At 71.9% G+C, this 24,850-nt stretch carries 25 protein-coding genes and 1 tRNA gene; 12 read left to right on the top strand and 14 right to left on the bottom strand.

All coding sequences use genetic code 11. From position 1 onward, the window contains the following. Positions 1-10: 10 nt before the first annotated feature. A complete protein-coding gene (locus ADK55_RS14605; protein ID WP_053678798.1) occupies positions 11-670 on the bottom strand; it encodes a hypothetical protein in 660 nt (219 codons plus the stop codon). Between the two features lie 47 nt (positions 671-717). On the opposite strand from ADK55_RS14605, the gene ADK55_RS14610 reads away from it, so the two are divergent. Next, positions 718-906, top strand: a complete 189-nt coding sequence (locus ADK55_RS14610) for a DUF5703 family protein (RefSeq protein ID WP_053678800.1) — start codon at positions 718-720, stop codon at positions 904-906. Positions 907-945: 39 nt separating this feature from the next. Here ADK55_RS14610 and ADK55_RS40720 read toward each other — a convergent pair whose 3' ends face one another. From ADK55_RS40720 to ADK55_RS14625, 3 genes are all read right to left on the bottom strand, one after another. After that, the gene (locus ADK55_RS40720) at positions 946-1,725 is read right to left on the bottom strand and encodes a chaplin (RefSeq protein ID WP_053678802.1); all 780 of its coding nucleotides are present in this window, start codon (positions 1,723-1,725) and stop codon (positions 946-948) included. Positions 1,726-1,896: 171 nt separating this feature from the next. After that, complete coding sequence (gene chpH / locus ADK55_RS14620; protein ID WP_053678804.1) at positions 1,897-2,130, bottom strand: chaplin ChpH; 234 nt, start codon at positions 2,128-2,130, stop codon at positions 1,897-1,899. Between the two features lie 137 nt (positions 2,131-2,267). Then, positions 2,268-3,593, bottom strand: a complete 1,326-nt coding sequence (locus ADK55_RS14625) for a M20/M25/M40 family metallo-hydrolase (protein ID WP_053678806.1) — start codon at positions 3,591-3,593, stop codon at positions 2,268-2,270. A gap of 172 nt (positions 3,594-3,765) precedes the next feature. On the opposite strand from ADK55_RS14625, the gene ADK55_RS14630 reads away from it, so the two are divergent. Continuing rightward, positions 3,766-3,853 (top strand) — tRNA-Leu (locus tag ADK55_RS14630). Positions 3,854-4,048: 195 nt separating this feature from the next. Here ADK55_RS14630 and ADK55_RS14635 read toward each other — a convergent pair. The 6 genes from ADK55_RS14635 to ADK55_RS14660 form a co-directional block, all read right to left on the bottom strand. After that, positions 4,049-4,297, bottom strand: coding sequence for a hypothetical protein (locus tag ADK55_RS14635; RefSeq protein ID WP_063839536.1), 249 nt, complete (start codon positions 4,295-4,297; stop codon positions 4,049-4,051). Positions 4,298-4,345: 48 nt separating this feature from the next. Then, a complete protein-coding gene (locus tag ADK55_RS14640) occupies positions 4,346-5,611 on the bottom strand; it encodes a CynX/NimT family MFS transporter (RefSeq protein ID WP_053678810.1) in 1,266 nt (421 codons plus the stop codon). After that, the gene (locus ADK55_RS14645; protein ID WP_053678813.1) at positions 5,604-6,344 is read right to left on the bottom strand and encodes a FadR/GntR family transcriptional regulator; all 741 of its coding nucleotides are present in this window, start codon (positions 6,342-6,344) and stop codon (positions 5,604-5,606) included. Before ADK55_RS14645 ends, ADK55_RS14640 begins: the two co-directional genes overlap by 8 nt. A gap of 150 nt (positions 6,345-6,494) precedes the next feature. Beyond that, positions 6,495-7,934: an amino acid permease gene (locus ADK55_RS14650; RefSeq protein WP_053678815.1), complete on the bottom strand. Its 1,440-nt coding sequence runs from the start codon at positions 7,932-7,934 to the stop codon at positions 6,495-6,497. Between the two features lie 217 nt (positions 7,935-8,151). Further along, positions 8,152-9,696 carry an APC family permease gene (locus ADK55_RS14655; RefSeq protein ID WP_053678817.1) on the bottom strand — a complete coding sequence of 515 codons (1,545 nt, stop codon included), beginning with the start codon at positions 9,694-9,696 and terminating at the stop codon, positions 8,152-8,154. Positions 9,697-9,734: 38 nt separating this feature from the next. Then, the gene (locus ADK55_RS14660) at positions 9,735-10,673 is read right to left on the bottom strand and encodes a hypothetical protein (RefSeq protein ID WP_053678819.1); all 939 of its coding nucleotides are present in this window, start codon (positions 10,671-10,673) and stop codon (positions 9,735-9,737) included. A gap of 209 nt (positions 10,674-10,882) precedes the next feature. Between ADK55_RS14660 and ADK55_RS14665 the strand changes: the two genes are divergently transcribed. Next, positions 10,883-11,314 carry an ASCH domain-containing protein gene (locus ADK55_RS14665; RefSeq protein ID WP_053678821.1) on the top strand — a complete coding sequence of 144 codons (432 nt, stop codon included), beginning with the start codon at positions 10,883-10,885 and terminating at the stop codon, positions 11,312-11,314. Between the two features lie 90 nt (positions 11,315-11,404). Here the strand turns inward: ADK55_RS14665 and ADK55_RS14670 are convergent, their stop codons facing one another. Further along, positions 11,405-13,060 (bottom strand): FAD-binding dehydrogenase, encoded by a 1,656-nt coding sequence (locus tag ADK55_RS14670; protein WP_053678822.1) that lies wholly within the window; start codon positions 13,058-13,060, stop codon positions 11,405-11,407. 84 nt (positions 13,061-13,144) lie between these two features. On the opposite strand from ADK55_RS14670, the gene ADK55_RS14675 reads away from it, so the two are divergent. From ADK55_RS14675 to ADK55_RS14710, 8 genes are all read left to right on the top strand, one after another. Further along, positions 13,145-13,666 carry an NUDIX hydrolase gene (locus ADK55_RS14675; RefSeq protein WP_053678824.1) on the top strand — a complete coding sequence of 174 codons (522 nt, stop codon included), beginning with the start codon at positions 13,145-13,147 and terminating at the stop codon, positions 13,664-13,666. 9 nt (positions 13,667-13,675) lie between these two features. After that, the gene (locus ADK55_RS14680) at positions 13,676-14,074 is read left to right on the top strand and encodes a YidH family protein (protein WP_053678826.1); all 399 of its coding nucleotides are present in this window, start codon (positions 13,676-13,678) and stop codon (positions 14,072-14,074) included. After that, on the top strand, positions 14,071-14,400 hold the full coding sequence (locus tag ADK55_RS14685) for a DUF202 domain-containing protein (protein WP_053678828.1): 330 nt from the start codon (positions 14,071-14,073) through the stop codon (positions 14,398-14,400). Before ADK55_RS14680 ends, ADK55_RS14685 begins: the two co-directional genes overlap by 4 nt. Before the next feature lie 153 nt (positions 14,401-14,553). Then, entirely contained in the window at positions 14,554-14,850 is a 297-nt protein-coding gene (locus tag ADK55_RS14690) for a hypothetical protein (protein ID WP_053678830.1), read from the top strand. Between the two features lie 186 nt (positions 14,851-15,036). After that, the gene (locus ADK55_RS14695) at positions 15,037-15,948 is read left to right on the top strand and encodes an MBL fold metallo-hydrolase (protein ID WP_053678832.1); all 912 of its coding nucleotides are present in this window, start codon (positions 15,037-15,039) and stop codon (positions 15,946-15,948) included. A 161-nt stretch (positions 15,949-16,109) separates the two neighbouring features. Further along, positions 16,110-17,153, top strand: coding sequence for a phosphotransferase family protein (locus ADK55_RS14700; protein WP_053678834.1), 1,044 nt, complete (start codon positions 16,110-16,112; stop codon positions 17,151-17,153). A 10-nt stretch (positions 17,154-17,163) separates the two neighbouring features. Continuing rightward, a complete protein-coding gene (locus tag ADK55_RS14705; protein WP_053678836.1) occupies positions 17,164-18,393 on the top strand; it encodes an acyl-CoA dehydrogenase family protein in 1,230 nt (409 codons plus the stop codon). A gap of 189 nt (positions 18,394-18,582) precedes the next feature. Continuing rightward, entirely contained in the window at positions 18,583-19,782 is a 1,200-nt protein-coding gene (locus ADK55_RS14710; RefSeq protein WP_053678838.1) for a S8 family peptidase, read from the top strand. A gap of 127 nt (positions 19,783-19,909) precedes the next feature. Here ADK55_RS14710 and ADK55_RS14715 read toward each other — a convergent pair whose 3' ends face one another. From ADK55_RS14715 to ADK55_RS14725, 3 genes are all read right to left on the bottom strand, one after another. After that, positions 19,910-20,518, bottom strand: a complete 609-nt coding sequence (locus tag ADK55_RS14715) for a TetR/AcrR family transcriptional regulator (RefSeq protein ID WP_053678840.1) — start codon at positions 20,516-20,518, stop codon at positions 19,910-19,912. Between the two features lie 67 nt (positions 20,519-20,585). Beyond that, on the bottom strand, positions 20,586-22,415 hold the full coding sequence (locus ADK55_RS14720; protein ID WP_078998921.1) for an AMP-binding protein: 1,830 nt from the start codon (positions 22,413-22,415) through the stop codon (positions 20,586-20,588). Continuing rightward, positions 22,412-23,185 (bottom strand): SDR family oxidoreductase, encoded by a 774-nt coding sequence (locus ADK55_RS14725; RefSeq protein WP_199826517.1) that lies wholly within the window; start codon positions 23,183-23,185, stop codon positions 22,412-22,414. Before ADK55_RS14725 ends, ADK55_RS14720 begins: the two co-directional genes overlap by 4 nt. Before the next feature lie 286 nt (positions 23,186-23,471). Here ADK55_RS14725 and ADK55_RS14730 point away from each other — a divergent pair, with 286 nt between their 5' ends. Further along, positions 23,472-24,728 carry an exo-beta-N-acetylmuramidase NamZ domain-containing protein gene (locus ADK55_RS14730; RefSeq protein ID WP_053678842.1) on the top strand — a complete coding sequence of 419 codons (1,257 nt, stop codon included), beginning with the start codon at positions 23,472-23,474 and terminating at the stop codon, positions 24,726-24,728. Positions 24,729-24,850 lie beyond the last annotated feature (122 nt).

Raw genomic sequence — 24,850 nt, forward strand, 5'->3', positions numbered from 1 at the left:
GGGTGAGGGGTCAGGCCGGGGTCAGGCCCGGCGCGGTGGCCTCCTCGGCCTCGTCGTCCTCGAAGTCGTCCGGCTCCTCGTCGAAGACCGCGCTCACGTCGAACCGGTGCAGGACGTCCTGCGGGTCGGTGTGCCCGAAGGGCGTGTCCAGCCACTCCCCCGGTTCCGCGATCTCCTCCGAGGCGGCGAGCCAGAGCGTGGAGTCCCCTTCCTCCAAGCCGAACTCCTTGTAGCGGGAGGCGATCTCGTCGGGCTCGTACTCCCCGAAGAGCACGCCGAGGGCACCCGCGGTGCCGCCGTCGTCGACCAGCTCGGCGTCCCGGTCGTGCGCGGCGACACGCTCGGCCTGGGCGATCAGTCGCTGGGGTTCCACGACGGCGTAGTCGCGGCGGATGAGCACGCTGAAGGCGGCGGGCTCGGCGGGGCCGGTGTACGGGACACCGTCCTCGGGCGTCGGGATCTCGAAGGGGGTGACCTCGTCGTAGCGGTCGTACAGGAGCTCGTCGTACTCCTCGGCGGCTGCGGCGAGTTCGTTGAAGGCGGCGTAGACGGCCGGGTCCTCGTCCCCGATCCTGCTCTCGACCGCGGCGAGGTGACGGTCGAGCGCGGCCTTGACCGCCTCGGCGGCGGCACGTACCTCGGCAACAGTGGGCAGAGCGGCATCAGACATAGTGCAGACGCTATCCGTAGCAGGGCTCTGCCCGCACAATAGATGCGATGCCGGAATACGAATTTGTCGACGTGTACGTGCCCCGCGGGGTTCCTCGCCACGAGGCCACCCGCCTGTTGACCGACCATGCCGAGTACGGGCACTGGGAGCTGGACCGACTGACATTGCACCGGGACGGCAGTCGCCGCGTGCGGTTGCGCCGCCGGATCATCCGCCAGGTCCGCGCCACGTGGTGACGCGGGTCCCGGGGGCGGGACCCGCGTCGTGAACGGCCGTCAGGCGGCGTTGCGGGCGCGCCGGTAGAGCACGGCGCCGGCGAGCAACAGCCCGCCCGCGAGCGGAACGCCGGCGCTGAGGACGTCACCGGCGCCGGTTTCGGCAAGCCCTTGGCCCTGGCCGGGCTTCACGGGAGTACCGGGGTTGCCCGGAGTCCCGGGATTGCCGGGCGTACCGGGGTTGCCCGGGGTGCCGGGGTTCCCAGGAGTTCCGGGGTTACCGGGCGTACCCGGCGTGCCCGGAGTTCCGGGGTTGCCCGGGTTGCCGGGCGTACCCGGGTTCCCAGGAGTTCCGGGGTTCCCAGGAGTACCCGGGTTACCGGGCGTACCCGGGTTCCCAGGAGTTCCGGGGTTCCCAGGAGTGCCGGGGTTACCGGGGTTGCCCGGGGTGCCGGGGTTGCCCGGGGTGCCCGGCTCGTCGTCGTCGCACGGCTCGTCCGGGTTTCCGGGGTGGCCCGGGTGACCGGGGTTTCCGGGGTGGCCAGGGTGGCCCGGGTTTCCGGGGTGGCTCGGTCGTGTCGGTTTGCCGGCGTTCTCGCAGCGGTTGCCGAAGGCGGGGTTCAGGCCCCCCACCACGTTCACGGTGTTCCCGCAGGCGTTCACCGGTACGTCCACGGGCGCCTGGAGGTTGTTTCCGGACAGCAGGCCCGGGGAGTTCGCGGCATGGCCGGACGCTCCGGCGTCCGCCTGGGCGACACCGCCACCCAGCGCGAGAACACCTCCCGCGGCCGCCATGGTGATCAGGGTCTTCCTGGTGACCTGTACTACCGGTCGTCGCATCTGTACTCGTCCCCTGTTGTGCACGTTTCGGTCGACGCGCAGGCCCTGCAGGCTCCCCCGCCTGCCGCGCCGAGATGTCGGAAGCCGGGCCGCGTGATCGAGATCGGGCCCGGAAAGCCCGGTGGCCCCGGAGCGCTGGAACGCGCTCCGGGGCCCGGGACTTCAGATACGTCAGGCGTTGACGCAGGTGTTGCCGAAGGCCGGGTTCAGCAGACCGATCACGTTGATCGTGTTGCCGCAGACGTTGACCGGCACGTGGACCGGAACCTGGACGACGTTGCCGGACAGGACACCGGGCGAACCGATGGCCGCACCCTGGGCACCCGCGTCGGCGGCAGCCATGCCCGCACCCGCGAGAATGAGACCACCAGTGGCAGCCGCAGCGGCGACAACCTTCTTGAGCATTGTTCCTCCTAGTAGGCAAGTGCGGTCCCAGCCGCGGACCGCACCACCTGTAACGAGGAAGGATCACCGGGGCTACGAGCGTATGAGTGCATTCACTCTTCTCGGTGACGTCCGCACACCCTCCCGAATCTCGCGCCTCAGGCGTTGTCGATGAATCGGTCGAGCACCCGAACACCGAACTTCAGCCCGTCCACCGGCACCCGCTCGTCCACGCCGTGGAACATGCCGGCGAAGTCGAGCTCCGGGGGCAGCTGGAGCGGGGCGAAGCCGAAGCAGCGGATTCCGAGGTCGTCGAAGGACTTGGCGTCCGTGCCGCCGGAGAGCATGTACGGAACCGCGCGCGCGATCGGGTCCTCCGCCTTCAGCGCGGTCTGCATGGCGTCGACGAGCTTTCCGTCGAAGTCCGTCTCCAGGGCCTTGTCCGCGTGGACGTCCTCCCGCTTCACGCGCGGGCCGAGGATCCGGTCGAGGTCCGCGAAGAACTCGTCCTCGTAACCGGGCAGGAAGCGACCGTCCACGTGCGCGGTGGCCTGGCCGGGGATGACGTTGACCTTGTAGCCGGCGCCCAGCATCGTCGGGGCCGCCGAGTTGCGCAGGGTGGCCCCGACCATCTTGGCGATGCCGCCGAGCTTGGCGAGCGTCGCGTCCATGTTGTCGGGGTCGAGGGGGGTTCCGAGCGCGTCCGAGAGTTCGTCCAGGAAGGACCGCACGGTCTTGGTCACGCGCACCGGCCACTGGTGGCGGCCCAGCCGGCCCACGGCCTCGCACAGCTCCGTGATGGCGTTGTCGTTGTTGGTCATGGAGCCGTGGCCCGCGGTGCCCTCCACCGTGAGCCGCATCCAGTGCATGCCCTTCTGGGCGGTCTCCACCAGGTACAGGCGCAGGTTCTCGTTGACGGTGAACGAGAAGCCGCCGACCTCGCCGATGGCCTCGGTGACCCCCTCGAAGAGGCCGGGGTGCTTGTCGACGAGGTGCCGGGCCCCGTAGACGCCGCCCGCCTCCTCGTCGGAGAGGAAGGCGAGCACGATGTCGCGCGGGGGCTTGCGGCCGCTGCGCATCCGGTCGCGCACGACGGCCAGCGTCATCGCGTCCATGTCCTTCATGTCGACCGCGCCGCGCCCCCACAGGCACCCGTCGGCGATCTCGCCCGCGAACGGGTCGTACGTCCAGTCCGCGGCGTTGGCGGGGACGACATCGGTGTGGCCGTGGATCAGCAGCGCCGGCCGGGAGGGGTCCTCGCCCTCGATGCGCGCGACGGTGGAGGCCCGCCCCTTGTGCGATTCGAAGATCTGCGGCTCCAGCCCGACCTCGGCCAGCTGCTCCGCGACCCACTCGGCCGCTTTCCGCTCACCGGGGCCGGAGTGGTCCCCGTAGTTGCTGGTGTCGATCCGGATGAGGTCACGGCAGAGGTCGACGACCTCGTCCTCACCGGAGACGGTCCTGCCCGCGCTCGATTCGCTCACGCTGCTTCCTCCCACTGATCAGTGCCGACTTCCTCCCCCCATCCTCGCCCCACGGGCCGCCGTCCCCAAGGGCGATCCCCGGTCACCTGGGGGGTGTGATCGAGGACCCCGGAATGTTTGGTAATGTTTTCCACGTCGGAACGGCCCGCGAGGGACGCGAGACAGACACCTTGTCCGGGTGGCGGAATGGCAGACGCGCTAGCTTGAGGTGCTAGTGCCCTTTATCGGGCGTGGGGGTTCAAGTCCCCCCTCGGACACCAGCAGGAACCCCACTTCATGTGGGGTTCTTTTGCTTTTCCGGGCCGTGGCGGGACCGACCACGCGACCAAGGGCCCCGGAGATTCCCCAGGGCGGCCCGAGTGTCGCGGCCACGGCGCCGACCGCCGCCCGCGGTCGCCCCGGGCCGAGGGCGACCGCGGTCCCGGCCGCGGGATCACGTGGACCACGGCCAAGGCCTAGTCCCCGCGCGGTCGCCGGGTCCTTCGACGGCGCTTGGCAGGGTGGTCCGAGTCGTCCTCGGCCGTGGGCAGGGCGGCATCGCTGTCCGCGTGGTCGTTCACCCAACCGCAGAGCGGGCAGGCGTACCGACCGTTGAGCCCTGCGATCAAGGTGCCGCACTTGCGGCATTCGGTCTCTGTGATCTCCAGCGCGGACAACGGGGGTTGCTCGTCCCGCGGAGGGGGCGCCGGTAGCCATCGCGTCATGGGAGCACGCTACCGCCGTGATGTCCGGCGGGGTCGCCCGCGTCCCGTTCAGGGGCGGCCGGCCACGTGCAGGGGGCGGGAGGCGCCGAGGCCCGCGGCGATCTGCGGGACCAGCAGGACCAGGAGCACGATCAGCGGGAGCGTCCAGGTGTGGGAGGCGTCGTGGATCGCGCCGAGGACGGCCGGGCCGGTGGCGGCGAGGGTGTAGCCGAGGCACTGGGCCATGCTGGAGAGCTGGGCGGTGTGCCGGGCGTCGGGCGCCCGGTGCAGGATGAACAGGAGCGCGAGGCTGATCGCCACGCCCTGGCCGAGGCCGAGCAGGACCATCCAGAGGTACGCGCCGGCGACCGGGGCGACGAGGAGCCCGGTGAAGCCGAGGGCGCACAGGACGGCGCCGAGGACGGCGAGGGTTCCCGTACCGATCCTGCGGCCGGCGACGACCGGCGCGAGGAAGGAACCCGCGATGCCGAGCAGCGAGGAGAAGGAGAGCATCCATCCGGCGTTGGCGGGGCTCGTCCCGGCGTCCGTGAGCAGGGTGGGCAGCCAGGCGGCGGCCGCGTAGTAGCCGAGGGACTGCAGCCCCATGTAGGCGGTGACCTGCCAGGCGAGCGGGGAGCGCCACAGGCCGCGTACGGGGTGGGCCGCGGCGCGGGCGGTGGCCGCCGCGGTGCGGGTGCGGGAGCGGGTCTGCGGGAGCCAGACGAGGAGCGCGACCAGGGCGAGGGCGCCCCAGCAGGCGAGGGTGGTCCGCCAGGTCATGTCGCCGGCCTGGCGGACGGGCAGGGTGACGCCGGCGGCGAGTGCGGCGCCGCCGAACAGGGACATGGAGTACAAGCCGGTCATCAGGCCGGTGCGGGTGGGGAAGTCGCGCTTGATCAGTCCGGGGAGCAGGACGTTGGCGACGGCTATGCCGGCGCCGATGACGAGCGTCCCCGCGAACAGGGCGAGCACGCTGTCGAGCATGCGCAGGGCCGTGCCCGCGCAGACCAGGGCCATGGTGGCGAGGAGGGCGCGCTCCGTGCCGAGGAGGCGGCCGATCCGGGGGGCGAGGGGCGCGAGCAGGCCGAAGCAGAGCAACGGGAGTGCGGTGAGCAGGCTGACCGAGGCGGCCGACATCCCGCTGTCCACCCGGATGGTGTCGGCGAGGGGTGAGACGGCGACCAGCGCGGGGCGCAGGTTGAGCGCCAGCAGGACGACCCCGGCGGCGAGGAGGAGGGCTCCGCGGCCCGCGGTGCCCGGCGGGGCGGGTGCCGACGGCGGTGGGGGTGCGGGGATCGCGGGTCGGCCGGCGCGGGTGGCGGCGCTGTTACTCACGTGGTGCTCCTGAAGTGTGCTGCGTGTGCGGCCGCGCGTCCGGCCGGCGCCCGGTCAGGGCGGCCACGCCTTCGGCGAGGTGGGCGGAGACCGCCGCTTCCGCGGCGTCGGGGTCCCGGGCCTCGATGGCGTCGGCAATCGCCTGGTGCGCATCGAGCTGGTGGCGTACGGAATCGGGTACCGGGGCGTTGACGACGGAGTGGACGCCGGCCCGCAGCGCGCTCGCGAAATGCTCGTAGAGGTCGGTCAGCACGCTGTTGTGGGCGGCGGCGACGACCGCGCGGTGGAAGGCGAGGTCCGCGTCGACGAAGGCCTCCGTGTCACCGCTCTCCCAGCCCCGGGTGCGCTCCGCCATGGCCTCGCGCAGGGCGGCGACGTCCTCGGGGGTGCGTCGGAGCGCGGCGTGGCGGACGGCGTCCCGCTCCAGCGCGGAGCGGACCTCGTAGGCCTCCAGTTCGCCGGAGCGGCGCAGGCGGCGCTGGACGGCCGCTCCGAAGTCGCTGCGGGCACGGACGTAGGTGCCGTCGCCGCGCAGGGGTTCGAGGAGTCCGGTGTGGACGAGGGCGCGGACGGCCTCGCGGACGGTGTTGCGGCCGACGCCGAGCTGTTCGATCAGTACGGGCTCGGCGGGGATCCGGGTCCCGACCGGCCACTCGCCGTCGGCGATCAGGGTCTCCAGCTGGGTGATGACCTGGTCGACGAGGGTGGCGCGGGGGGTGCTGCGCAGTGGCATGGTCCGGTCCTCTCGATTCCGTCGCTTGGAACATGGGAACATCCCATGTTTGAGGAAGCAAGTCGCCGTTGTTGCCCTCGGGAAGCGCGCGGGCCCCCCGCGCCGGATCGGAACTCCGGTGCGGGGGGCCTCGCGGGCGGGTCGGGCGGGTCAGCCGCGGGCGGCGGCGATCTCCGCCACGCGGCGGCGGACCAGGAACCAGCCGCCGACCAGGGCCGCGCCGATCACGGGCACGAACATGACCGTGGTGCGGCCCACGCCGCCGTCGGACCACATCAGGACCAGGACGGTGGCGAGGAAGACCAGGGTGACGATCTGGGTGCAGGGGGCCCAGGGCAGTCGGTAGGCGGGGCGCTCCACGCGGCCCTGTCGGGCGCGGCGCCAGAAGTGCAGCGAGCAGAGCATGACCATGGCCCAGGTGCCCAGGATGCCGAGCGAGGCGAAGTTCAGGACGATCTCGAAGGCGTCCTTGGGCATGAAGTAGTTCAGGCCCACGCCCGCGACACCGAAGGCCGCGGTGAACAGGACGCCGCCGTAGGGGACCTTGCCCTTGTTCATGACGCCGGTGAACTTGGGCGCGGAGCCGGACATCGCCATCGAGCGCAGGATCCGGCCGGTGGAGTAGAGGCCGGAGTTCAGGCTGGACAGGGCGGCGGTCAGCACGACCAGGTTCATGATGCCGGCGGCGCCCGGGATGCCGAGCTTGTCGAAGACCGTGACGAAGGGGCTCTGCCCCTCGGAGTACGAGGTGTAGGGGAGCAGCAGGGCGAGCAGGACGACCGAGCCGACGTAGAAGATGCCCACGCGCCACATGATGGAGTTGATCGCCTTCGGCATGATCTTCTCGGGGTTCTCGGTCTCGCCGGCGGCGACGCCGCACAGCTCGACGGAGGCGTACGCGAAGACGACGCCCTGGATCACCAGGAGCATCGGGAGCATGCCGACGGGGAACAGGCCGCCGTTGTCGGTGATCGAAGACAGGCCGGGGGTGTGGCCGTCGATCTCGTGGCTGGTGGCGACGAGGTAGATGCCGACGAGCAGGAAGATCGTCAGGGCGGCGACCTTGACCAGGGAGAACCAGAACTCCATCTCGCCGAAGTACTTCACCGAGATCAGGTTCGCGGTGAGGACGACGGCGAGGGCGACGAAGGCGAGGACCCACTGGGGGACGTCGGTGAACATCGCCCAGAAGTGCGCGTACGTCGCGGCGGCGGTGATGTCGGCGACGGTGGTCGTGGACCAGTTGAGGAAGTAGAGCCAGCCCGCGGTGTAGGCGCCCTTCTCCCCCATGAACTCGCGTGCGTACGAGACGAAGGCGCCGGAGGAGGGGCGGTACAGGACGAGCTCACCGAGGGCGCGCACCACGAAGAAGGCGAAGACGCCGCACACCGCGTAGGCGATGGCCAGGGAGGGCCCGGCGCCTGCGAGCCGGCCACCCGCACCGAGGAACAGGCCGGTGCCTATCGCCCCGCCGATGGCGATCATGTTGATGTGGCGGGACTTGAGGTCCTTGCTGTAGCCCTCGTCACCGGCGTCGACATGCGGGGAGGGCGCCGTGGCGGGAGCCTCGGCCAAGGTGCGGTCACTCATGTACTGACTTCGCCTTCGTGGGTGGGACAGGCAGGTCAGAACCGCCGCGCGGGGACGTTCTGTGGTGTCTCCGGCGCCGCGGTCCGTGTGTGGTCGCCCCAGGAGACCATGAGGCTCCGCTACCCGCCAAAACCCGGTCCATGTGTACGGAAGCCCCCGACGACCTTGGAAAGGGGTGTCGGGGGCCTCTGTGGAGCTCGAATGCGTGGCGGCGAGATCAGTCCCCGGGGGTGGGGTCCGCGGCCTGGTCGAGCCGGAACGCCTCGTTGCCGAGACCGATCCGGGCGTGCGCTTCGGGGCGGCGGGACTTGAGCACCAGCCCGTGCGCGAGGCCGCCCGCGGCGGCCAGTCCGATGATGCCGGGCAGCGCCCGGTTGAGCACGGAGCCGTCCTCGGCGCCGACGAGGACACCGAAGTCCTTGACGGTGTAGACGGCGATGAAGAGGAGCGCCAGACCGGCCGCGCCGGCCGCGACGAGCCGCCAGACCTGGGCGCCGGCGGTGCCGCGGCGGACGAAGAAGGCGATCACGGCGAAGGAGGCCGCGGCCATGAGGAGTGTCACACCGAGGGCGCCCACGCTGCCCATCCAGGTGAACAGGTGCAGCACGGGGGCCGTGGGGTCGCCGGCCGGTCCGTCGTCGGTGACGGCGAAGGCGAGGACCACGATCGCGGCGATGCCGGTCTGCAGGAGCGAGCCGGTGCCGGGGGCGCCGGTGCCGGCGTTGGTACGGCCGAAGGCGGCCGGGAGGAGGCCCTCGCGGCCCATGGCGAAGGCGTAGCGGGCGACCACGTTGTGGAAGCTGAGCATCGCCGCGAACATGCCGGTGACGAAGAGGACGTGCAGGACGTCGGTGAAGCCGGTGCCCAGGCGGCTCTCGGTGAGCTCGAAGAGCAGGCCGGGGCCGGCGTCGGCGGCGGTCTTGACGACGTCGGCGGGTCCGGTGGCGACGGTGAGCGCCCACGCGCTGAACGCGAAGAACAGCGCGACGAATCCGACGGCGAGGAACATCACCCGGGAGACGACGATGTGGGGCCTGCTGGTCTCCTCGGCGTAGACCGGGGACTGCTCGAAGCCGACGAAGGCGGCGATGCAGAAGCAGAGGGCGGTGCCGAGGCCGGCGCCCGTGAGGGTCTCGGGGTTGAAGGCGTGCAGCGAGAGGCCTTCGGGGCCCGGCTTGCCGAGGGCGGCGACGTCGAAGACGACGACGAGCGCGCATTCGATGAGGAGCAGGACACCGAGCACCTTGGCGTTGAGGTCGATCTTGAGCCAGCCGAGCGCGCCGGTGGCCGCGACCGCGATCAGGGCCGGTATCCACCAGGCGAGTTCGATGTCGAGGTAGGTGGCGAAGAGGCCGGAGATCTCGAAGCCGAGGATGCCGAAGACGCCGACCTGCATCGCGCTGTAGGCGATGAGGGCGACGAAGGAGGCGGAGGCGCCGGCGGTGGGGCCGAGGCCGCGCGCGATGTAGGCGTAGAAGGCGCCGGCGTTGTGGACGTGCCGGCTCATCTCGGCGTAGCCGATGCCGAACAGCGCGAGGACCGCGCCCAGCACGACGAACAGCAGCGGCTGGCCGACGATGCCCATGACGCCGAAGATGGTCGGCATCACGCCGGCGACCACCATCAGGGGGGCGCTGGCGGCGAGCACGGAGAGCAGCAGGCCGGCGGTGCCGAGGCGGCCGGCGCGCAGGGCCCGGTCCTGCCCCTTGTACGTGCGTATCTCGGCGGGGTCGGTGAGCGTGGCGGATCTGCCCGTCGCCATGGTGGCGTCCTTTCGGGGTGGGGACTGGGGTCGTGCTGCTAAGCGGTGCCCAGCGCCGCACTGCGCGCGGCGAGGAACGCCTTGTGCGGATCGAGGTCCGGATACGACCAGGGCGCGGGGGTCGCGTGGCGGCCGATCCGGTGGAAGAGGGCGGCGGCCTCGGCTGAGCGCCCCTCGGCGAGTTTGGCGTGGGCGAGGAAGTTGAGGTCCACGCGGTTGCGGGGGTGGTCGTCCCGCTCCCATTCGAGCCACCAGTCGAAGGCGGAGCGCAGTACCTGGCGGGCGCGGCGGCCGGACCAGTGGGAGACGGCCCCGTCGGGTCCGCCGTGGGCGGCGAGCACCCGGTAGCGCTCCGCGTGGGCGATGACGGGGAGCACGGCGAGCGGGGAGTCGGCCGGGGACTCCTCGGCCGCCCAGGCGGCGAAGTCGTACACCTCGTGGAGCGGGTCGAGGCCGCCGCCGGGCGTGCGCTCGGCGAGCTTGGCGACCATCAGGTGGTGGGCGTGGTGGTGCTCCCGGTGGCGGGCCCGAACCTGGTCGAAGTGGCGGCTGAACTCCTCCTCGGTGCCGAAGTCCCGGGTGAGCAGGAGCAGCCCGAGCCAGGGGGTCGGGTCGGCGGGGAGCAGCGAGGCCGCGCGTCGGCAGGACTCCTCCGCCGCCTCGGGTGTCCCTTTGCGGCGCAGGGCGGTGAAGACGGTGGCGCAGGCGAGCAGGGTGGCGGCGTCCGCGCTGTCGGGTTCGGCGAGCAGCCATTCGCGGGCCCAGGCGGTGGCTGTCGGGGTCTCGGCGAGGACGAGGACGCGGTGGCCCCGGCGGTCCCAGTCGTCGGCGGTGTCGACGAGGAGGGTACGCGCCTTGGCCCATCGGCCCTGACCGAACTGGCCGCGGACTTCCACGAGTTCCATGTCGCAGAGGGCGGGGTCGAAGAGCTGGGCGTCCCGTTTGCGGGCGCGGCCGAGGGGCGGCGGAGGGGACATCCGCGGTTTCCCTCCAGGACACGGGAGCGGGTGGGTGGGGGGATCGGACCGGTGTGTTGCCGGATGATCACGCACAGCAAAGCGGTACGCACAGCTCCGCGTCAAGGTCCGAGCCGGCGGGTGGCGGGTTTCAACTGGTTTGACGGTGAGTGGAGTTGAAGGGTCGGTTCCGGTTCGGGGGCTGTGGCGCCGTGCATAGGCTGGGACGCATGACGACGTACGACGATCTCCCTCCCTGCCTCCTGGGCTTCCCGGGGCCGCTGCGGGACAGCCTGGTGGCCGCGGTGCTCAGCGGGGCGAAGACCACGACCACCGGGCTGCTGCCCGAGTACGAGGCCGAAGGGGAGCCCTTGCCGGTGCCGGGCGACCGCTCGGTGTTGGTGGATTCGCTGGAGCGCCCGGTCGCGCTGTTGGAGGTGACCGAGGTGCGGGTGGTGGCGCTCGCCGAGGTGGACCTGGGGCACGCGCTGGACGAGGGCGAGGGGTACGCGACGGTGGCCGAATGGCGCTCCTCGCACGAGGGGTTCTGGCACAGCGCGCCGATCCGGGAGGCGATCGGCGACCCGGGGTTCACGGTGGACGACGACACCCGTGTGGTGCTGGAGCGGTTCCGGGTGTTGGAGTTGTTGCCGTCCGCCTGAGCACTGTCGTCGAAGTGGCCTCTGCGCACCTTCCCGGATCCGTCGGGCGGGCCGATCGGACTCGCCCGACGGTGCGCCCCACCGCCCCGGTCAGCTCACCGCCGCCGCGGCGGCGCGGCCCGCCGCGCGGCCGGAGAAGATGCAGCCGCCGAGGAAGGTGCCTTCCAGGGCGCGGTAGCCGTGCACCCCGCCGCCGCCGAACCCGGCGGCCTCGCCCGCCGCGTACACGCCGGGGAGCGGATCGCCGGAGGCGCCCAGGACACGGGAGGAGAGGTCGGTCTCCAGGCCTCCCAGGGACTTGCGGGTCAGGATGGAGAGCCGCACGGCGACCAGCGGGCCCGCCTTGGGGTCCAGGATCCGGTGCGGGGCCGCGGTGCGGATCAGCTTGTCACCGAGGTACTTGCGCGCCCCGTGGAGGGACATCACCTGGAGGTCCTTGGTGAACGGGTTGAGAATCTCGCGGTCCCGGGCCACGACCTCGCGGCGCACGGTCGCCTCGTCGAGCAGGTCCTGTCCGGTCACGGCGTTCATGCCGCGCACCAGGGCGGCCAGGTCGCGCTCGACCACGAAGTCGGCGCCGTTGTCCATGAAGGCCTTGACCGGGCCGGGGACCGCCTGTCGGGCGCGGTCGATGACCTGGCGGATCGACTTGCCGGTCAGGTCCGGGTTCTGTTCGGAGCCGGAGAGGCCGAACTCCTTGCCGATGATCCGCTGGTTGAGGACGAACCAGGTGTGGTCGTGCCCCGTCTTCATGATGTGGTCGAGGGTGCCGAGCGTGTCGAAGCCCGGGAAGAGCGGTACGGGCAGCCGCCTGCCCGTCGCGTCCAGCCACAACGAGGACGGCCCGGGCAGGATGCGGATGCCGTGCTTGTTCCAGATGGGGTCCCAGTTCCCGATGCCCTCGGTGTAGTGCCACATCCGGTCCTTGTTGATGTGGCGGGCGCCCGCGTCCTCGGCGATGCCGAGCATCAGACCGTCCACGTGCGCCGGCACCCCGGACAGCAGCCGCTCGGGAGGAGTGCCGAGGCGAGCGGGCCACTGCTTGCGCACCAGGTCGTGGTTGCCGCCGATCCCGCCGCTGGTGACGATGACCGCCTGGGCCCGCAGGGAGAACTCGCCGACGCCCTCACGGCCGCTCGCGGCGCCCCGTACGGCGTCGGAGGGTTCCAGGATCTCCCCCGTGACGGTGTCCAGGACGCCGCCGGTGCGGGAGAGGCCGGTGACCTTGTGGCGGAACGCCAACCGGACCAGACCGCGGGCGACGCCGGCGCGGACCCGCCGCTCGAAGGGCTCGACCAGGCCGGGGCCGGTGCCCCAGGTGATGTGGAAGCGGGGGACGGAGTTGCCGTGGCCGTTGGCGTCGTAGCCGCCGCGTTCCGCCCAGCCGACGACGGGGAAGAAGCGGACCCCCTGGGCGTGCAGCCAGGGCCGCTTCTCGCCGGCCGCGAAATCGACGTAGGCCTCGGCCCAGCGGCGCGGCCAGGCGTCCTCCTCGCGGTCGAAGCCGGCCGTGCCGTGCCAGTCCTGGAGGGCGAGGTCGCGGTGGTCCTTGATCCGCATGCGGCGCTGTTCGGGCGAGTCGACGAAGAAGAGGCCGCCGAAGGACCAGTGCGCCTGGCCCCCGATGGACTGCTCAGGCTCCTGGTCCAGCAGGATGACCTTGCGGCCCGCGTCGACGAGCTCGGCGGTGGCGACGAGGCCCGCGAGCCCCGCTCCGATCACGATCACGTCTGCGTCGTACGTCATGCGCTGCCCGTCCTCCGGTCGGTGGTGGGGCAGATCCTTTGCTACGGAGCGGTAACCAGTCAACAGCGAAGAGGGGACGAAACCGTGAGTGCCTCCGATGAAGTACTGGACGTGGTGGACCGGGACGACCGGGTGACGGGCAGCGCCCCGCGCGGGGAGGTGTACGCCCGGGGGCTCCTCCACCGGTGTGTGTTCGTACAGGTCAGGGATGCGCGGGGGCGGATCTTCGTGCACCGTCGGACCGACTCGAAGCTGGTGTTCCCCTCGTACCACGACATGTTCGTGGGCGGGGTGCTGGGCACCGGGGAGAGCTATCCGCACGCGGCGCTGCGCGAGGCCGGGGAGGAGTTGGGGGTGACCTCGTTGGCACAGCCGACGCCGCTGTTCAAGTTCCTGTACGAGGGTCCGGGCGGTGCCTGGTGGTCGTACGTGCACGAGGTGCGGTGCGAGGCGCCGGTGCGGCCGCAGGAGTCGGAGGTGGCCTGGCACACCTGGCTGTCCGAGGAGGAACTGGCGGGGCGGGTGGCGGACGGCGGGTGGTCGTGGGTGCCCGACGGACTGGAGGCGTACCGACGGCTGCGCGCGCACCGGGAGTCCCGCCAGTAGATTGATCAGGTGATCGACTTCGTCAAGGACGTGCGCCTCTGGTTCGCACCCGAGAGGCTGAGGGACGAGGGCGAGACCCCCGACTACCGGTTCTCGCTCGCCAACGAGCGGACCTTCCTGGCCTGGATCCGCACCGCGCTGGCACTGGTCGGCGGCGGATTCGCGGTGGACCAGTTCCTGCCGGACCTGCGGTGGGGCGTACGGGTCGGGATGGCCCTCGCGCTCCTGGCGGTGGGCGCGGCCTGCGCCCTGCGGGCGGTGAACCACTGGACGCGGTGCGAGCGGGCGATGCGGCGGGGCGAGGACCTGCCGCTGTCGCGGTTCCCGGTCGTGCTCAGCCTGGGGGTCGGTCTGGTGGCCGTGGCGATGATGGCGGTCGTCCTGTTGGGCTGGACGGCCCCGCGGTGAGCGGACCGGGTCCGAGCCCGGCCGAGGGCCGTGACGCCGGGCTCCAGCCGGAGCGGACCCGGCTCGCGTGGCGGCGTACGACGCTGGCGTGCTCGGTGACTGCGGTCCTGGCACTGCGCCAGGCGCTGCGCGGATCCGGATCCCCGGTGGAGGTGGCCGGGGCGGCGGTGATCGTGCTGTTGTGGCTGGTGTTCCTGGGTGTGGCGCACCGACGGATCCGCGCGTTGGCGGCGCACCGTCCGCCGCGGTTGGCGCCGCGCGCGGCGGCGGGGGCGACGCTGTGCACGTTGGCGCTGGCGGCCTTCGCGGTCGCGGTGATCCTCTGATCCTCCGATCCGACGAAGGGCTGATCTGCTCGGTGCGCTCCCCCTCTGCTTGGTGCGCTCCCCCTCGGCTCGGTGCGCTCCCGCGCGGACACGCCAGGGACACGAGCGGTACAAAAGGGGTGATACCGGATGATCCGCACTAGCCTCGGCTCCATGACGACCCTGCACCACGAGCACCCCACGCACAAGCACGCGCACGGCCCCGGCTGCGGTCACGCCGAGGTCGAGCACGGCGATCACGTCGACTACGCGCACGACGGCCACCTGCACCGGGAGCACTCCGGCCACTGGGACGAGTGCGAGACGGACGAGCACATCACCCACGAGGCCCACCCGCACGCGCACGGCGCGGACTGCGGACACCAGAGCGTCCGGCACGGCAACCACGTCGACTACCTGCACGACGGGCACCGGCACGCCGAGCACGACGACCACTACGACGACCACTGACCGACGCGTTCCCCGGGCCGCGACCCCGGACCGCCGCCGGCCCACCCGCCCCCGACCCGAGTCCCGGTCGGGGGCGGGGTCCGTCGCCGGCCCGTCTCCCCCGCCTCCACCGCCCCGCCCTCCCCGCGCGCGACCGCGGCCGGCAGGATGCCCAGCGCCTGTCAACACGACCCGGGGAGCACGCAGATGACCGTCGAAGAGCCGTACCTCGTCCAGCCCGCCACCGGCGTCCACGCGTACGTCCAACCGGACGGGGGCTGGTGCCTGAACAACGCCGGCTTCGTGAGCGACGGCGGCCGGACCCTCCTCGTCGACACCGCGGCCACCCGACGCCGGGCCCTGGCCCTGCGGGAGGCCGTCGCCGCGACCGGGGTACCGATGCCGCGCACGGTCGTGAACACCCACCACCACGGCGACCACACCTACGGCAACGAGGTCTTCGCCCCGGAGGCGCTGATCCTCGGCCACGACAACGCGCGGGCCGAGCAGCTCGCCGCCGGGCACCAGTTGGAGATGATCTGGCCGACGACCGACTTCGGGGCCGTCGCGATCACCCCTCCCGACCTCACGTACAACGACCGGGCGACCCTGCACGTGGGCGACATCGAGGTACGGGTCATCCACCCGGGCGTCGCCCACACCACCGGAGACTCGCTCGTGTGGCTGCCCGGACAGCGGGTGGTGTTCACCGGCGACCTGGTCTTCTCGGGCGGCACGCCGTTCCTCGCGATGGGCTCGCTCTCCGGCTCGTTGCGGGCCATGGAACTGCTGCGCTCCCTCGACGCGGAGACCGTCGTCCCGGGTCACGGGCCGCTGACCGACCCCTCCGCGTACGAGGCCACCGAACGGTACCTGCGTCACGTCGCCGAACTCGCGCTGGAGGGGCGCGCGAAGGGGCTGACCCCGCTGGAGACCGCGCTCGGGGCGGACCTGGGCGAGTTCGCGGCCTGGCGGGAGAGCGAGCGACTGGTGGCGAACCTGCACCGGGCGTACGCGGAACTGTCCGGGGAGCCCGAGGGCGCCCCGCTGGACATCGTGGCCGTGCTCCGGGACATGACGGTGATGAACGGCGGCACCCCGATCCTCTGCCACGCCTGATCCGAGCGGGCAGGCCGCCCCGACGCCTCTCGCCCCCCACCCCGACGCGCCCCGGCGTGTCGGGGCTTCTTTCGGCGTACCCTCTGGACGGCATACCGACTGGTCGGCATGATGACTCTCGTCCGTTCCGTCACCGTCCATCCCGTACGGAGGTGCGCACCATGACCCCAGCGCCAGAACCGACCCCGACCGGCCCGCCGGGCCTCGATCCGGAGCGGCTGCGCGGCCATCTCGACGCCGCGCTGCCCGGTCTCGCGGCCGGGCCGCTCACCGGCCGCCTCATCGAGGGAGGCCGCTCGAACCTCACGTACGCGGTCACCGACGGGTCCGCCCGCTGGGTGGTGCGCCGGCCGCCGCTCGGCCACGTGCTGGCGACCGCCCACGACATGCGGCGCGAGTACCGCGTGATCGCGGCCCTGCACGGCACGGCCGTACCGGTGCCCGAGCCGGTGCTCCTGTGCGAGGACGAGTCGGTGCTGGGCGCGCCGTTCTACGTGATGGAGCACGTGGACGGGGTCCCGTACCGGACGGCCGAGCAGTTGTCCGTGCTCGGCCCCGACCGCACCCGACGGGCCGTGCTCGGCCTGGTGGACACCCTCGTCGACCTGCACGCCGTGGACCCGGACGCCGTGGGGCTGGGTGACTTCGGCCGCCCCGAGGGCTTCCTCGACCGGCAGTTGCGCCGGTGGGGCAAGCAGCTCGCGGCCTCCCGCGGCCGGGAACTCGCCGGGATCGACGAACTGCACGGCGCGCTCGGCCGATCCCTGCCCGACTCCCCCGCCCCCACCGTGGTGCACGGTGACTTCCGGCTCGACAACGTCCTGATCGGCGGACCGGACGACACGATCCGGGCGGTGCTGGACTGGGAGATGTCCACGCTCGGCGATCCGCTGACCGACCTCGGGCTGCTGGTGATGTACAGCTCGGACCTGGGCCTGACCGCCTCCCCCGTCAGCACGACCAGCGGGGCACCCGGCCACCCCTCCCCCGCGGAACTGATCGAGCGGTACGCCGCCCGTTCGGGTCGGGACACCTCCGCCATCGCCTGGTACACCGCCTTCGCCTGGTTCAAGCTCGCGGTGATCCTCGAAGGCATCCACTACCGCTTCACGCTCGGACAGACCGTCGGAGCGGGCTTCGACCGGATCGGCGAGCTGGTCCCGGTCTTCATCGAGCACGGTCTGCACACCCTCCAGGAAGGCTGAGGAACCCCGCATGGACTTCGCATTCGACTCCCGGACCGAGGAACTCCGCCAACGGCTGCACGCGTTCATGGAGGAGTACGTGTACCCGGCGGAGGCCGTCGCCGCCGAGCAGCGCGCGCGGCTGGCCTCGCCCTGGGACACCCCGGCCGTCTTCGGTGAACTGAAGGCCGAGGCGCGTCGCCAGGGCCTGTGGAACCTCTTCTTCCCCGGCGAGCGGTACGGCGCCGGGCTGACCAACCTCCAGTACGCCCCGCTCGCCGAGATCACCGGCCGCAGCCCGCACCTGGCGCCGATGGCGACGAACTGCGCCGCCCCGGACACCGGGAACATGGAGCTGCTGGCCCAGTTCGCCGACGAGGAGCAGCGCAAGCGGTGGCTGGAGCCGCTGTTGGAGGGCGAGATCCGTTCGGCGTTCGCCATGACCGAGCCCGACGTGGCCTCCTCGGACGCCACGAACATCGAGACCCGCATCGAGCGTTCCGCCGGCGGTGACGAGTACGTGGTCACGGGCCGCAAGTGGTACATCTCCGGCGCGATGAACCCGGACTGCAAGATCTTCATCGTCATGGGCAAGACCGACCCCGACGGCGCCGACCCCCGCCGCCAGCAGTCGATGATCCTGGTTCCGCGCGACACCCCGGGCGTGGAGGTCCGCCGCGCGATGACGGTGTACGGGTACGCCGACCACGACCACGGCGGGCACGCCGAGGTGGTGTTCCACGGGGCGCGGGTCCCGGCCGCGAACCTGATCGGCGAGGAGGGTTCGGGGTTCGCCATCGCCCAGGCCCGGCTCGGTCCGGGGCGGATCCACCACTGCATGCGGCTGATCGGGATGGCGGAGCGGGCCATCGAGTTGATGTGCGAGCGCGCGAGCGGACGTACCGCCTTCGGCAAGGAATTGGCCTCGCAGGGTGTCGTGCAGAACTGGATCGCGGACGCCCGGGTCACCGTCGAGCAGTTGCGGCTGCTGGTGTTGAAGACGGCCTGGCTGATGGACACGGTCGGCAACCGGGGCGCGCACACCGAGATCCAGGCGATCAAGATCGCGACGCCGCGGGCGGTCGTGGGGATCCTCGACCAGGCGGTGCAACTGCACGGCGCGGGCGGGGTCAGTCAGGACTTCCCGTTGGCCGAGTTGTGGGCGGCGGCGCGGACGCTGCGGTTGGCGGACGGTCCGGACGAGGTCCATCAGCGCTCCCTGGCTCACCGGGAGTTGAGGAAGTACGCGGGGCGGGCGTGAACGTGACGTGTTCGTGCGGGAGTTCTGGCGAACATGTGTGCACGGTGAAGACGATGCGGGGGGTCTTTTAAGAAACCTTGTTGAATAAGCCCTGAAGGCGGGTGCGATCTTGATTTGCGCCTGTCAATCGGAACAGGGTTCTCCAGAAGGTTTGACGCCCCACACGTCAACACGAGGAGAACCCTCCACATGGCAACTCACAAGCGTTCGCGCGGTTTCCGGTACGCGGCAGTCGCCACGGGAGCCGCCACCGCGGCAGCCGTGACCCTGCTCGCGACCCCGTTCGCGGGGGCTGCGACACCGGCCGAGGGCACGGTCTACGGACTGGGCGCGCCCGGCGCGATCAGCGGAAGTTACGTGGTCATTCTCGACGAGGCCGCGGACAAGGGACAGCTCGCCGACAAGTACGGCGGCGAACTGCAACGCACCTACACCTCCGGGGTCAACGGCTTCTCGGCCTCCGGCCTCAGCGAGACCGAGGCCAAGCGACTCGCGGCGGATCCCGCCGTCGGCAAGGTCGTGCAGAACAAGAAGTTCCACATCAACGCCACGCAGGACAACCCGCCTTCATGGGGGCTCGACCGGATCGACCAGGCCAAGACGGCGGGAGACAAGAAGTACGACTACCCCGACACCGCCGGTGAGGGGGTGACCGCGTACGTCATCGACACGGGCATACGCGTGAGCCACAAGGACTTCGGCGGCCGCGCCACGCACGGCTTCGACGCGGTGGACAACGACGACAGCGCCGACGACGGCAACGGTCACGGTACGCACGTGGCCGGCACCATCGCCGGTACGTCGCACGGCGTCGCCAAGAAGGCGAAGCTGGTCGCGGTGCGGGTGCTCGACGACAACGGTTCCGGTTCGACGGAACAGGTCGTCGCGGGCATCGACTGGGTCACCAAGAACCACAAGGGTCCGTCCGTGGCCAACATGAGCCTCGGCGGCGGTGCGGACGAGGCGCTCGACGAGGCGGTGAAGCGCTCGATCGCCTCGGGCGTCACGTTCGCCGTCGCGGCGGGCAACGAGTCGACGGACGCCGGGCAGGGCTCCCCCGCCCGTGTTCCGGAGGCGATCACCGTGGCGTCGAGCACCATCGACGACGCGCAGTCGGACTTCTCCAACTTCGGTTCCGTGGTGGACCTGTACGCGCCGGGCTCGGACATCACGTCCGACTGGAACGACAGTGACAGCGGCACCAAGACGATCTCCGGCACCTCCATGGCCACCCCGCACGTGGTCGGTGCCGCGGCCGTCTACCTGGCGGGACACTCGTCGGCGACGCCGGCCGAGGTGGCCGCCGCGCTGACCGGTGCGGCCACCGCGGACGCGGTGACCAACCCGTCGGCGGGTACCGCGAACAAGCTGCTCAAGGTGGCCCCGTAACGGGTGACCGGCAGACCTGAACCGGTCCGCCCCTCGACCGCCCCGTCCAGGGGCGGCTCGGGGGGCGGGCCGGTTCGTCGTGTACGGGGGTGAGGGGCGGGTGTGAGGGGCGGGCTCCCCGCCGGCCTCAGGGGCGCAGCGCGCGCAGCAGCAGGTCCGCGAGGTGATCGGCGACCTGCTGGGGCGTGAGCGGGCCGTCCTCCCGGTACCAGGTGGACAGGTGGTGCACGGAACCGAAGTGGTAGTCCACCACCAGGTCCGCGGGTGTCGCGGTGGAGAACACCCCCGTGCGCTGTCCCTCCTCGACCAGTGCCCGGAAGCGCTCGTGATAGCGCCGGCGCTCGGCCCGGACCTGCTTGAACTTCTCGGGGCTGAGCTGGTGCATCGACCGGAAGAAGATCATCGCGTCGTCGAGGTTCTCGATGGTGGTGACCACCACGTCGGCGGCGGCGGCGCGCAGCCGCTCCTCCACGGGCGCGTCGGAATCGGCCACCGCGTCCAGTCGCTGCTGCTGGAGGCGCAGCATCCGCGCGTACACCTCGTGCAGCAGGTCGTCCTTGGACCCGAAGTAGTGGTAAAGCGCCCCCTTGGTGACCCCGGCCGCCTCGACGATCTCCTGTACGGAGGTGCGGTCGTAGCCGCGTTCGGCGAACAGCCGGGTGGCGACGGCCAGCAGTCGCTGCGGCACCGGTGCGTCGCCGGTGCCCTCGGAGTCCGTGGTGGTCTTGGCGGCCATGGCTCTCGCCTTCCTTCCTGATCCCTCGCCCGTTGCGGGGCGACGTTGTGCGTCCGTCCGACTGTTTTCAGCCGCGTTCGCGCAGTTCCCGTCGCAGGATCTTGCCACTGCTCGTCTTGGGAAGGACAGGCAGGATCTCCACCTGCCTCGGGTACTTGTACGCGGCGATGCGCTCGGCGCAGTACGCGGACAGTTCGGCGGGCTCGACGCGGGCTCCGGGGCGCAGGCTCACGTAGGCCTTCACGCTTTCGCCCCGGTACGGATCGGGGACCCCGACCACGGCCGCCTCGTGTACGTCGGGATGGGTGTACAGCACGTCCTCGACCTCGCGGGGCCAGACCTTGAAGCCGGACGCGTTGATCATGTCCTTCTTCCGGTCGACGACGTACAGCCAACCGTCGGAGTCCATGAACCCGACGTCTCCGGTGCGCAGTTCGCCGTCCGGGAAGGCCTTCGCGGTCTCCTCGGGCAGCCCCCAGTAGCCGGGGACGACCTGGGGGCCGCGGACGGCGATCTCCCCCGTCCCGCCGATCGGGACCTCGGCGCCCTGCTCGTCGAGGATGCGTACGAGGGTGTCCGCGCCCGGGAGGCCGACGGAGAGGGTGCCGGAGAGCGGGTCCACGGGGGCTTCGAGGTGGACGGGCACGGAGGCGCAGGGCGCGGTGCACTCGGTGAGCCCGTAGCCGTTGCGCAGGTAGAAGCCGAAGCGGGCGCGCAGCCGCTCGACGAGGGCCGGCGGGAGCGGGGCGCCGCCGGAGGAGACCACCCGGAACGAGGCGAAGTGGTCGGGGGTCGCGGCGGGGTGGGCCGCCAGGGCCATGAAGGCGGTGGCGGGGCCGACGGTGTAGGCGGGGCGGTGTTCGAGGAAGGCGTCGAGGACGGCGCCGGATTCGAAGCGGTGGGCGAGCACGAGCGTGCCGGCGTTGACGAAGCAGGCGGCGAGTTCGCAGACCAGGCCCGTGATGTGGAAGAGCGGGGCGAGGGCGAAGTAGCCGGCGCCCTCGGGGAGGGGGTGGCCGGTGACCTGGCGGGTCGCGTTGTGGGTGAGGGCGCCGTGTGGGTTCAGGGCGCCCTTGGGGGTGCCGGAGGTCCCGGAGGTGTAGCTGATGAGCGCCGTGTCGGAAGCGGTGAGGCACGGGTCGGGCGGGGCGGGCCGGCCTTGGCGGGCCACGGCGGTGAGGTCGGTGGCCTCGACGGGCGACGCGTCCGTGTCGGGGGCCGGGGCCGCTTGCGCGGCCGCTTCTGTGGCCGCTTGCGGGGCGGGTGGCAGGACCCGTGGGTCGTTCCGCGTCTGGAAGTCCCGGTCGCGGGCGGTGAGCGCGACGCGAACACCGGTGTCGCGGATGCTCTCGCGGAGGTACTCGGTCCAGGCGCCGGCGTCGCAGACCAGGGCCACGGCGCCGGAGTCGCGCAGGATGTGGCCGACCTCGCCGGACTTGTACATGGGGTTGAGCGGGACGACGATCGCGCCGGCCTTCCAGGCGGCCAGCACGGCGAGCACGAAGTGCGGGGTGTTCTGCACCATCACGGCGACCCGGTCGCCGCGCCCCACGCCCCGCGAGGCGAGGTGGCCGGCGACCGAGTCGGAGAGCGCGTCGACCTCGGCGTAGTCCAGCCGGCCGTCGAAGTAGGCGAGGGCGGTACGTCCGGGGGCGCGGGCCACGGCCGCCCGGAAGGCGGCCGGCACGCTGACCGGGGGCGTGATGGGCGCCCGTTGGGCGGCGCTGAGGCGAGCCAGCCAGGGCCGGTCGGCGTAGCGGACGGGCCGGGGCGCCGTGTCGGGCGCCGTGTCCTCGGCGACGGTCGCGGGCGTCGCCTGGGCAGCGGTTTCAGCCGCGGGAACGGGCGCGGGTGCGGGGACAGGCACGGGTGTCGTCTCGCGGGCGAGCCCGGTCATCGTGTCTCCCACTTCTGCTGGAGGTGGTTCATGTTCGTCAGCCAGCGGTCCGGGTCGGTGGCCCGTGCGACGTGGTAGTCGGCCACCTCGGGGTGCGGGAGGATCAAGAACCGGCCCTTCTCCATGCCGTCGAACAGGGCGTTCGCGACCGCTTCCGGCTCGATCGCGGTCGGCGCCAGGACGAGTTCGCCCGCCGAGCCCGCGGCGGTCAGCATGTCGGTGCGAACCCCCTGCGGGCAGACGGCGTGCACCTGGACGCCTCGGTGGCGGTAGGTCAACGACAGCCATTCCGCGAAGGCGAGGGCACCGTGCTTGGTGACACTGTACGGCGCGGCCCCGATCATGGTGAGGAGTCCGGCGGCGGAGACGGTGGACACGAACCGGCCGTTCCCCCGCTCCAGCCAGTCCGGCAACAGGGCGCGGGCGGCACGCACGTGCGCCATGACGTTGACGTCCCAGGCCGCTTCCCAGACGGCCTCGTCCACGAAGGCGTCGCCGCCCGAGGCGAGGCCGGCGTTGGCGCAGTAGACGTCCACGGTCCCGCCGAGGGCCTCGCGGGCCCGGTCCACGATCGTCGAGGCGTCGCCGGGGACCGCGAGCGCGCGGTCGCCGATCCCCTCGGCGACGGATGCGGCCTTCACGGGGTCGAGGTCGTTGACCACGACCGTGGCCCCCTCGGCGGCGAAGCGTTGCGCGAGGGCGGCTCCGATGCCGCCGCCCGCTCCGGTGACGACGACTCGCTGGTCCTGGTACGCGCTCACGTGGATCACCCTTCGACGCTGACGACGGATGCGGGCGGACCCTGGGGATCCGATCCGATCCGGACGGATCGGGGGCAGACTAACCAGTCGGTATGTCGGTACGGAAGGGGTCTGCGGCCTGGGTAGTCCCTTTCGGATCCTGCCGGTTGATCCCGCGTCGTCCGGTGCCGTGCATCGCAAGGCGGAGGGGCTCCCGATTACCGGCTGTCCTCGGGTGCCTCGACAACGCGGCGAGGTGTGGTGCCGGGCGGCGTGGGTCAGGCAGGATCCGGAAGAGACGGCCTAGCGTGTCCGGATGACGCTGTCGCGACGCGGGGTACTGGGACTGGCCGGAGCCGTGGGGGCCATGGGGAGCCTGGGCGCGGTGGCGCCGGACTCCCCGAAGGCGACCGGCGCGAGCGCGCGGGTACGGACGGGGTGCGAGCAGCTCGCCGCCGACGGGTACGAGGCGCTGGCCGGGCAGCGGATCGGGGTGGTCACCAACCCCACCGGGATCACCGCCGACGCGCGCCACCTGGTGGATGTGCTGCACGCGGACGAACGGGTCGACCTGGTGGCCGTGTTCGGGCCGGAGCACGGGTTCCGGGGCACCGCGCAGGCCGGTGGTTCGGAGGGCGCGGGCCGGGACCCGGCGACGGGGCTGCCCGTGTACGACACGTACGACAAGAGCGGTCGGCAGCTCGCGGACGTGTTCACCGCGGCCGGCGTGGACACGGTGGTCTTCGACATCCAGGACGTCGGGGCGCGCTTCTACACCTACATCTGGACCCTCTACGACTGCATGCGCGCGGCCGCCCTGGCCGGCAAGGCGGTGGTGGTCCTGGACCGGCCCAACCCGGTGGGCGGGGTGCGGGCCGCCGGACCGGTGCTCCAGCGGCCGTACGCGAGCTTCGTGGGACGGGAGCCGATCGCGCTCGCGCACGGGATGACGGCGGCGGAGCTGGCCCTCCTGTTCAACGGCGAGTTCCTGAAGGACAGGCCGGTCACGCTCAGGACGGTACGGATGACCGGATGGCGCCGGGAGTCGTTCTTCGGGGCGACCGGGCTGCCCTGGGTGCCGCCGAGCCCCAACATGCCCACTCCGGACACGGCTCTCGCGTACGCCGGCACCTGCCTGTTCGAGGGGACGAACCTGTCCGAGGGGCGGGGTACGACGACCCCCTTCGAGGTGGTCGGCGCCGAGGGCGTCGACCGGCGGTGGGCCGAGGCGGCGAACGCGCTGGGGCTGCCCGGGGTCTGGTTCCGGGAGACGTACTTCACCCCGTCCTTCTCCAAGCACGCCGGGAAGGTGTGCGGCGGGGTCCGGCTGATCGTGCACGACCGTGAGGCATTCGACCCGGTACGGGCCGGAATCGGACTGCTGGTCACCGCGCGGCGGACGTGGAGCGGCTTCGGCTGGCGGGCCGACCACTGGATCGACCGGCTGACGGGATCGGACCGGGTGCGCGCGATGGTGGACGCGGGGGCCGGCGTGGATGAGATCGTGGGCGACTGGACGGCCGGGCTGGCGCGCTTCGCCGCCCTGCGGGAGGGGTACCTCCTCTACCGGTGACCCGGCCGGCCGCGGGGCCGGCGGGCGGACGCGGCAGCGCGATGCCGGGGCCGCCGGGGCGGCGTGGAGGGGGGCGTCATGGCGGACGTCGGCATGGTGGTCGGAAGCGGTCAAGGCGGCGG

Origin of the sequence: Streptomyces sp. WM4235, assembly GCF_001279725.1 — a bacterium.
GTDB lineage: Bacteria > Actinomycetota > Actinomycetes > Streptomycetales > Streptomycetaceae > Streptomyces.

What these genes read in the sequence shown, in the direction of transcription:
- ADK55_RS14605 (WP_053678798.1), bottom strand. Translation starts at nt 670, where the DNA reads ATGTCTGATGCCGCTCTGCCCACTGTTGCCGAGGTACGTGCCGCCGCC.
- ADK55_RS14610 (WP_053678800.1), top strand. Translation starts at nt 718, where the DNA reads ATGCCGGAATACGAATTTGTCGACGTGTACGTGCCCCGCGGGGTTCCT.
- ADK55_RS40720 (WP_053678802.1), bottom strand. Translation starts at nt 1,725, where the DNA reads ATGCGACGACCGGTAGTACAGGTCACCAGGAAGACCCTGATCACCATG.
- chpH (WP_053678804.1), bottom strand. Translation starts at nt 2,130, where the DNA reads ATGCTCAAGAAGGTTGTCGCCGCTGCGGCTGCCACTGGTGGTCTCATT.
- ADK55_RS14635 (WP_063839536.1), bottom strand. Translation starts at nt 4,297, where the DNA reads ATGACGCGATGGCTACCGGCGCCCCCTCCGCGGGACGAGCAACCCCCG.
- ADK55_RS14645 (WP_053678813.1), bottom strand. Translation starts at nt 6,344, where the DNA reads ATGCCACTGCGCAGCACCCCCCGCGCCACCCTCGTCGACCAGGTCATC.
- ADK55_RS14650 (WP_053678815.1), bottom strand. Translation starts at nt 7,934, where the DNA reads ATGAGTGACCGCACCTTGGCCGAGGCTCCCGCCACGGCGCCCTCCCCG.
- ADK55_RS14655 (WP_053678817.1), bottom strand. Translation starts at nt 9,696, where the DNA reads ATGGCGACGGGCAGATCCGCCACGCTCACCGACCCCGCCGAGATACGC.
- ADK55_RS14660 (WP_053678819.1), bottom strand. Translation starts at nt 10,673, where the DNA reads ATGTCCCCTCCGCCGCCCCTCGGCCGCGCCCGCAAACGGGACGCCCAG.
- ADK55_RS14665 (WP_053678821.1), top strand. Translation starts at nt 10,883, where the DNA reads ATGACGACGTACGACGATCTCCCTCCCTGCCTCCTGGGCTTCCCGGGG.
- ADK55_RS14670 (WP_053678822.1), bottom strand. Translation starts at nt 13,060, where the DNA reads ATGACGTACGACGCAGACGTGATCGTGATCGGAGCGGGGCTCGCGGGC.
- ADK55_RS14690 (WP_053678830.1), top strand. Translation starts at nt 14,554, where the DNA reads ATGACGACCCTGCACCACGAGCACCCCACGCACAAGCACGCGCACGGC.
- ADK55_RS14695 (WP_053678832.1), top strand. Translation starts at nt 15,037, where the DNA reads ATGACCGTCGAAGAGCCGTACCTCGTCCAGCCCGCCACCGGCGTCCAC.
- ADK55_RS14700 (WP_053678834.1), top strand. Translation starts at nt 16,110, where the DNA reads ATGACCCCAGCGCCAGAACCGACCCCGACCGGCCCGCCGGGCCTCGAT.
- ADK55_RS14705 (WP_053678836.1), top strand. Translation starts at nt 17,164, where the DNA reads ATGGACTTCGCATTCGACTCCCGGACCGAGGAACTCCGCCAACGGCTG.
- ADK55_RS14710 (WP_053678838.1), top strand. Translation starts at nt 18,583, where the DNA reads ATGGCAACTCACAAGCGTTCGCGCGGTTTCCGGTACGCGGCAGTCGCC.
- ADK55_RS14715 (WP_053678840.1), bottom strand. Translation starts at nt 20,518, where the DNA reads ATGGCCGCCAAGACCACCACGGACTCCGAGGGCACCGGCGACGCACCG.
- ADK55_RS14720 (WP_078998921.1), bottom strand. Translation starts at nt 22,415, where the DNA reads ATGACCGGGCTCGCCCGCGAGACGACACCCGTGCCTGTCCCCGCACCC.
- ADK55_RS14730 (WP_053678842.1), top strand. Translation starts at nt 23,472, where the DNA reads ATGACGCTGTCGCGACGCGGGGTACTGGGACTGGCCGGAGCCGTGGGG.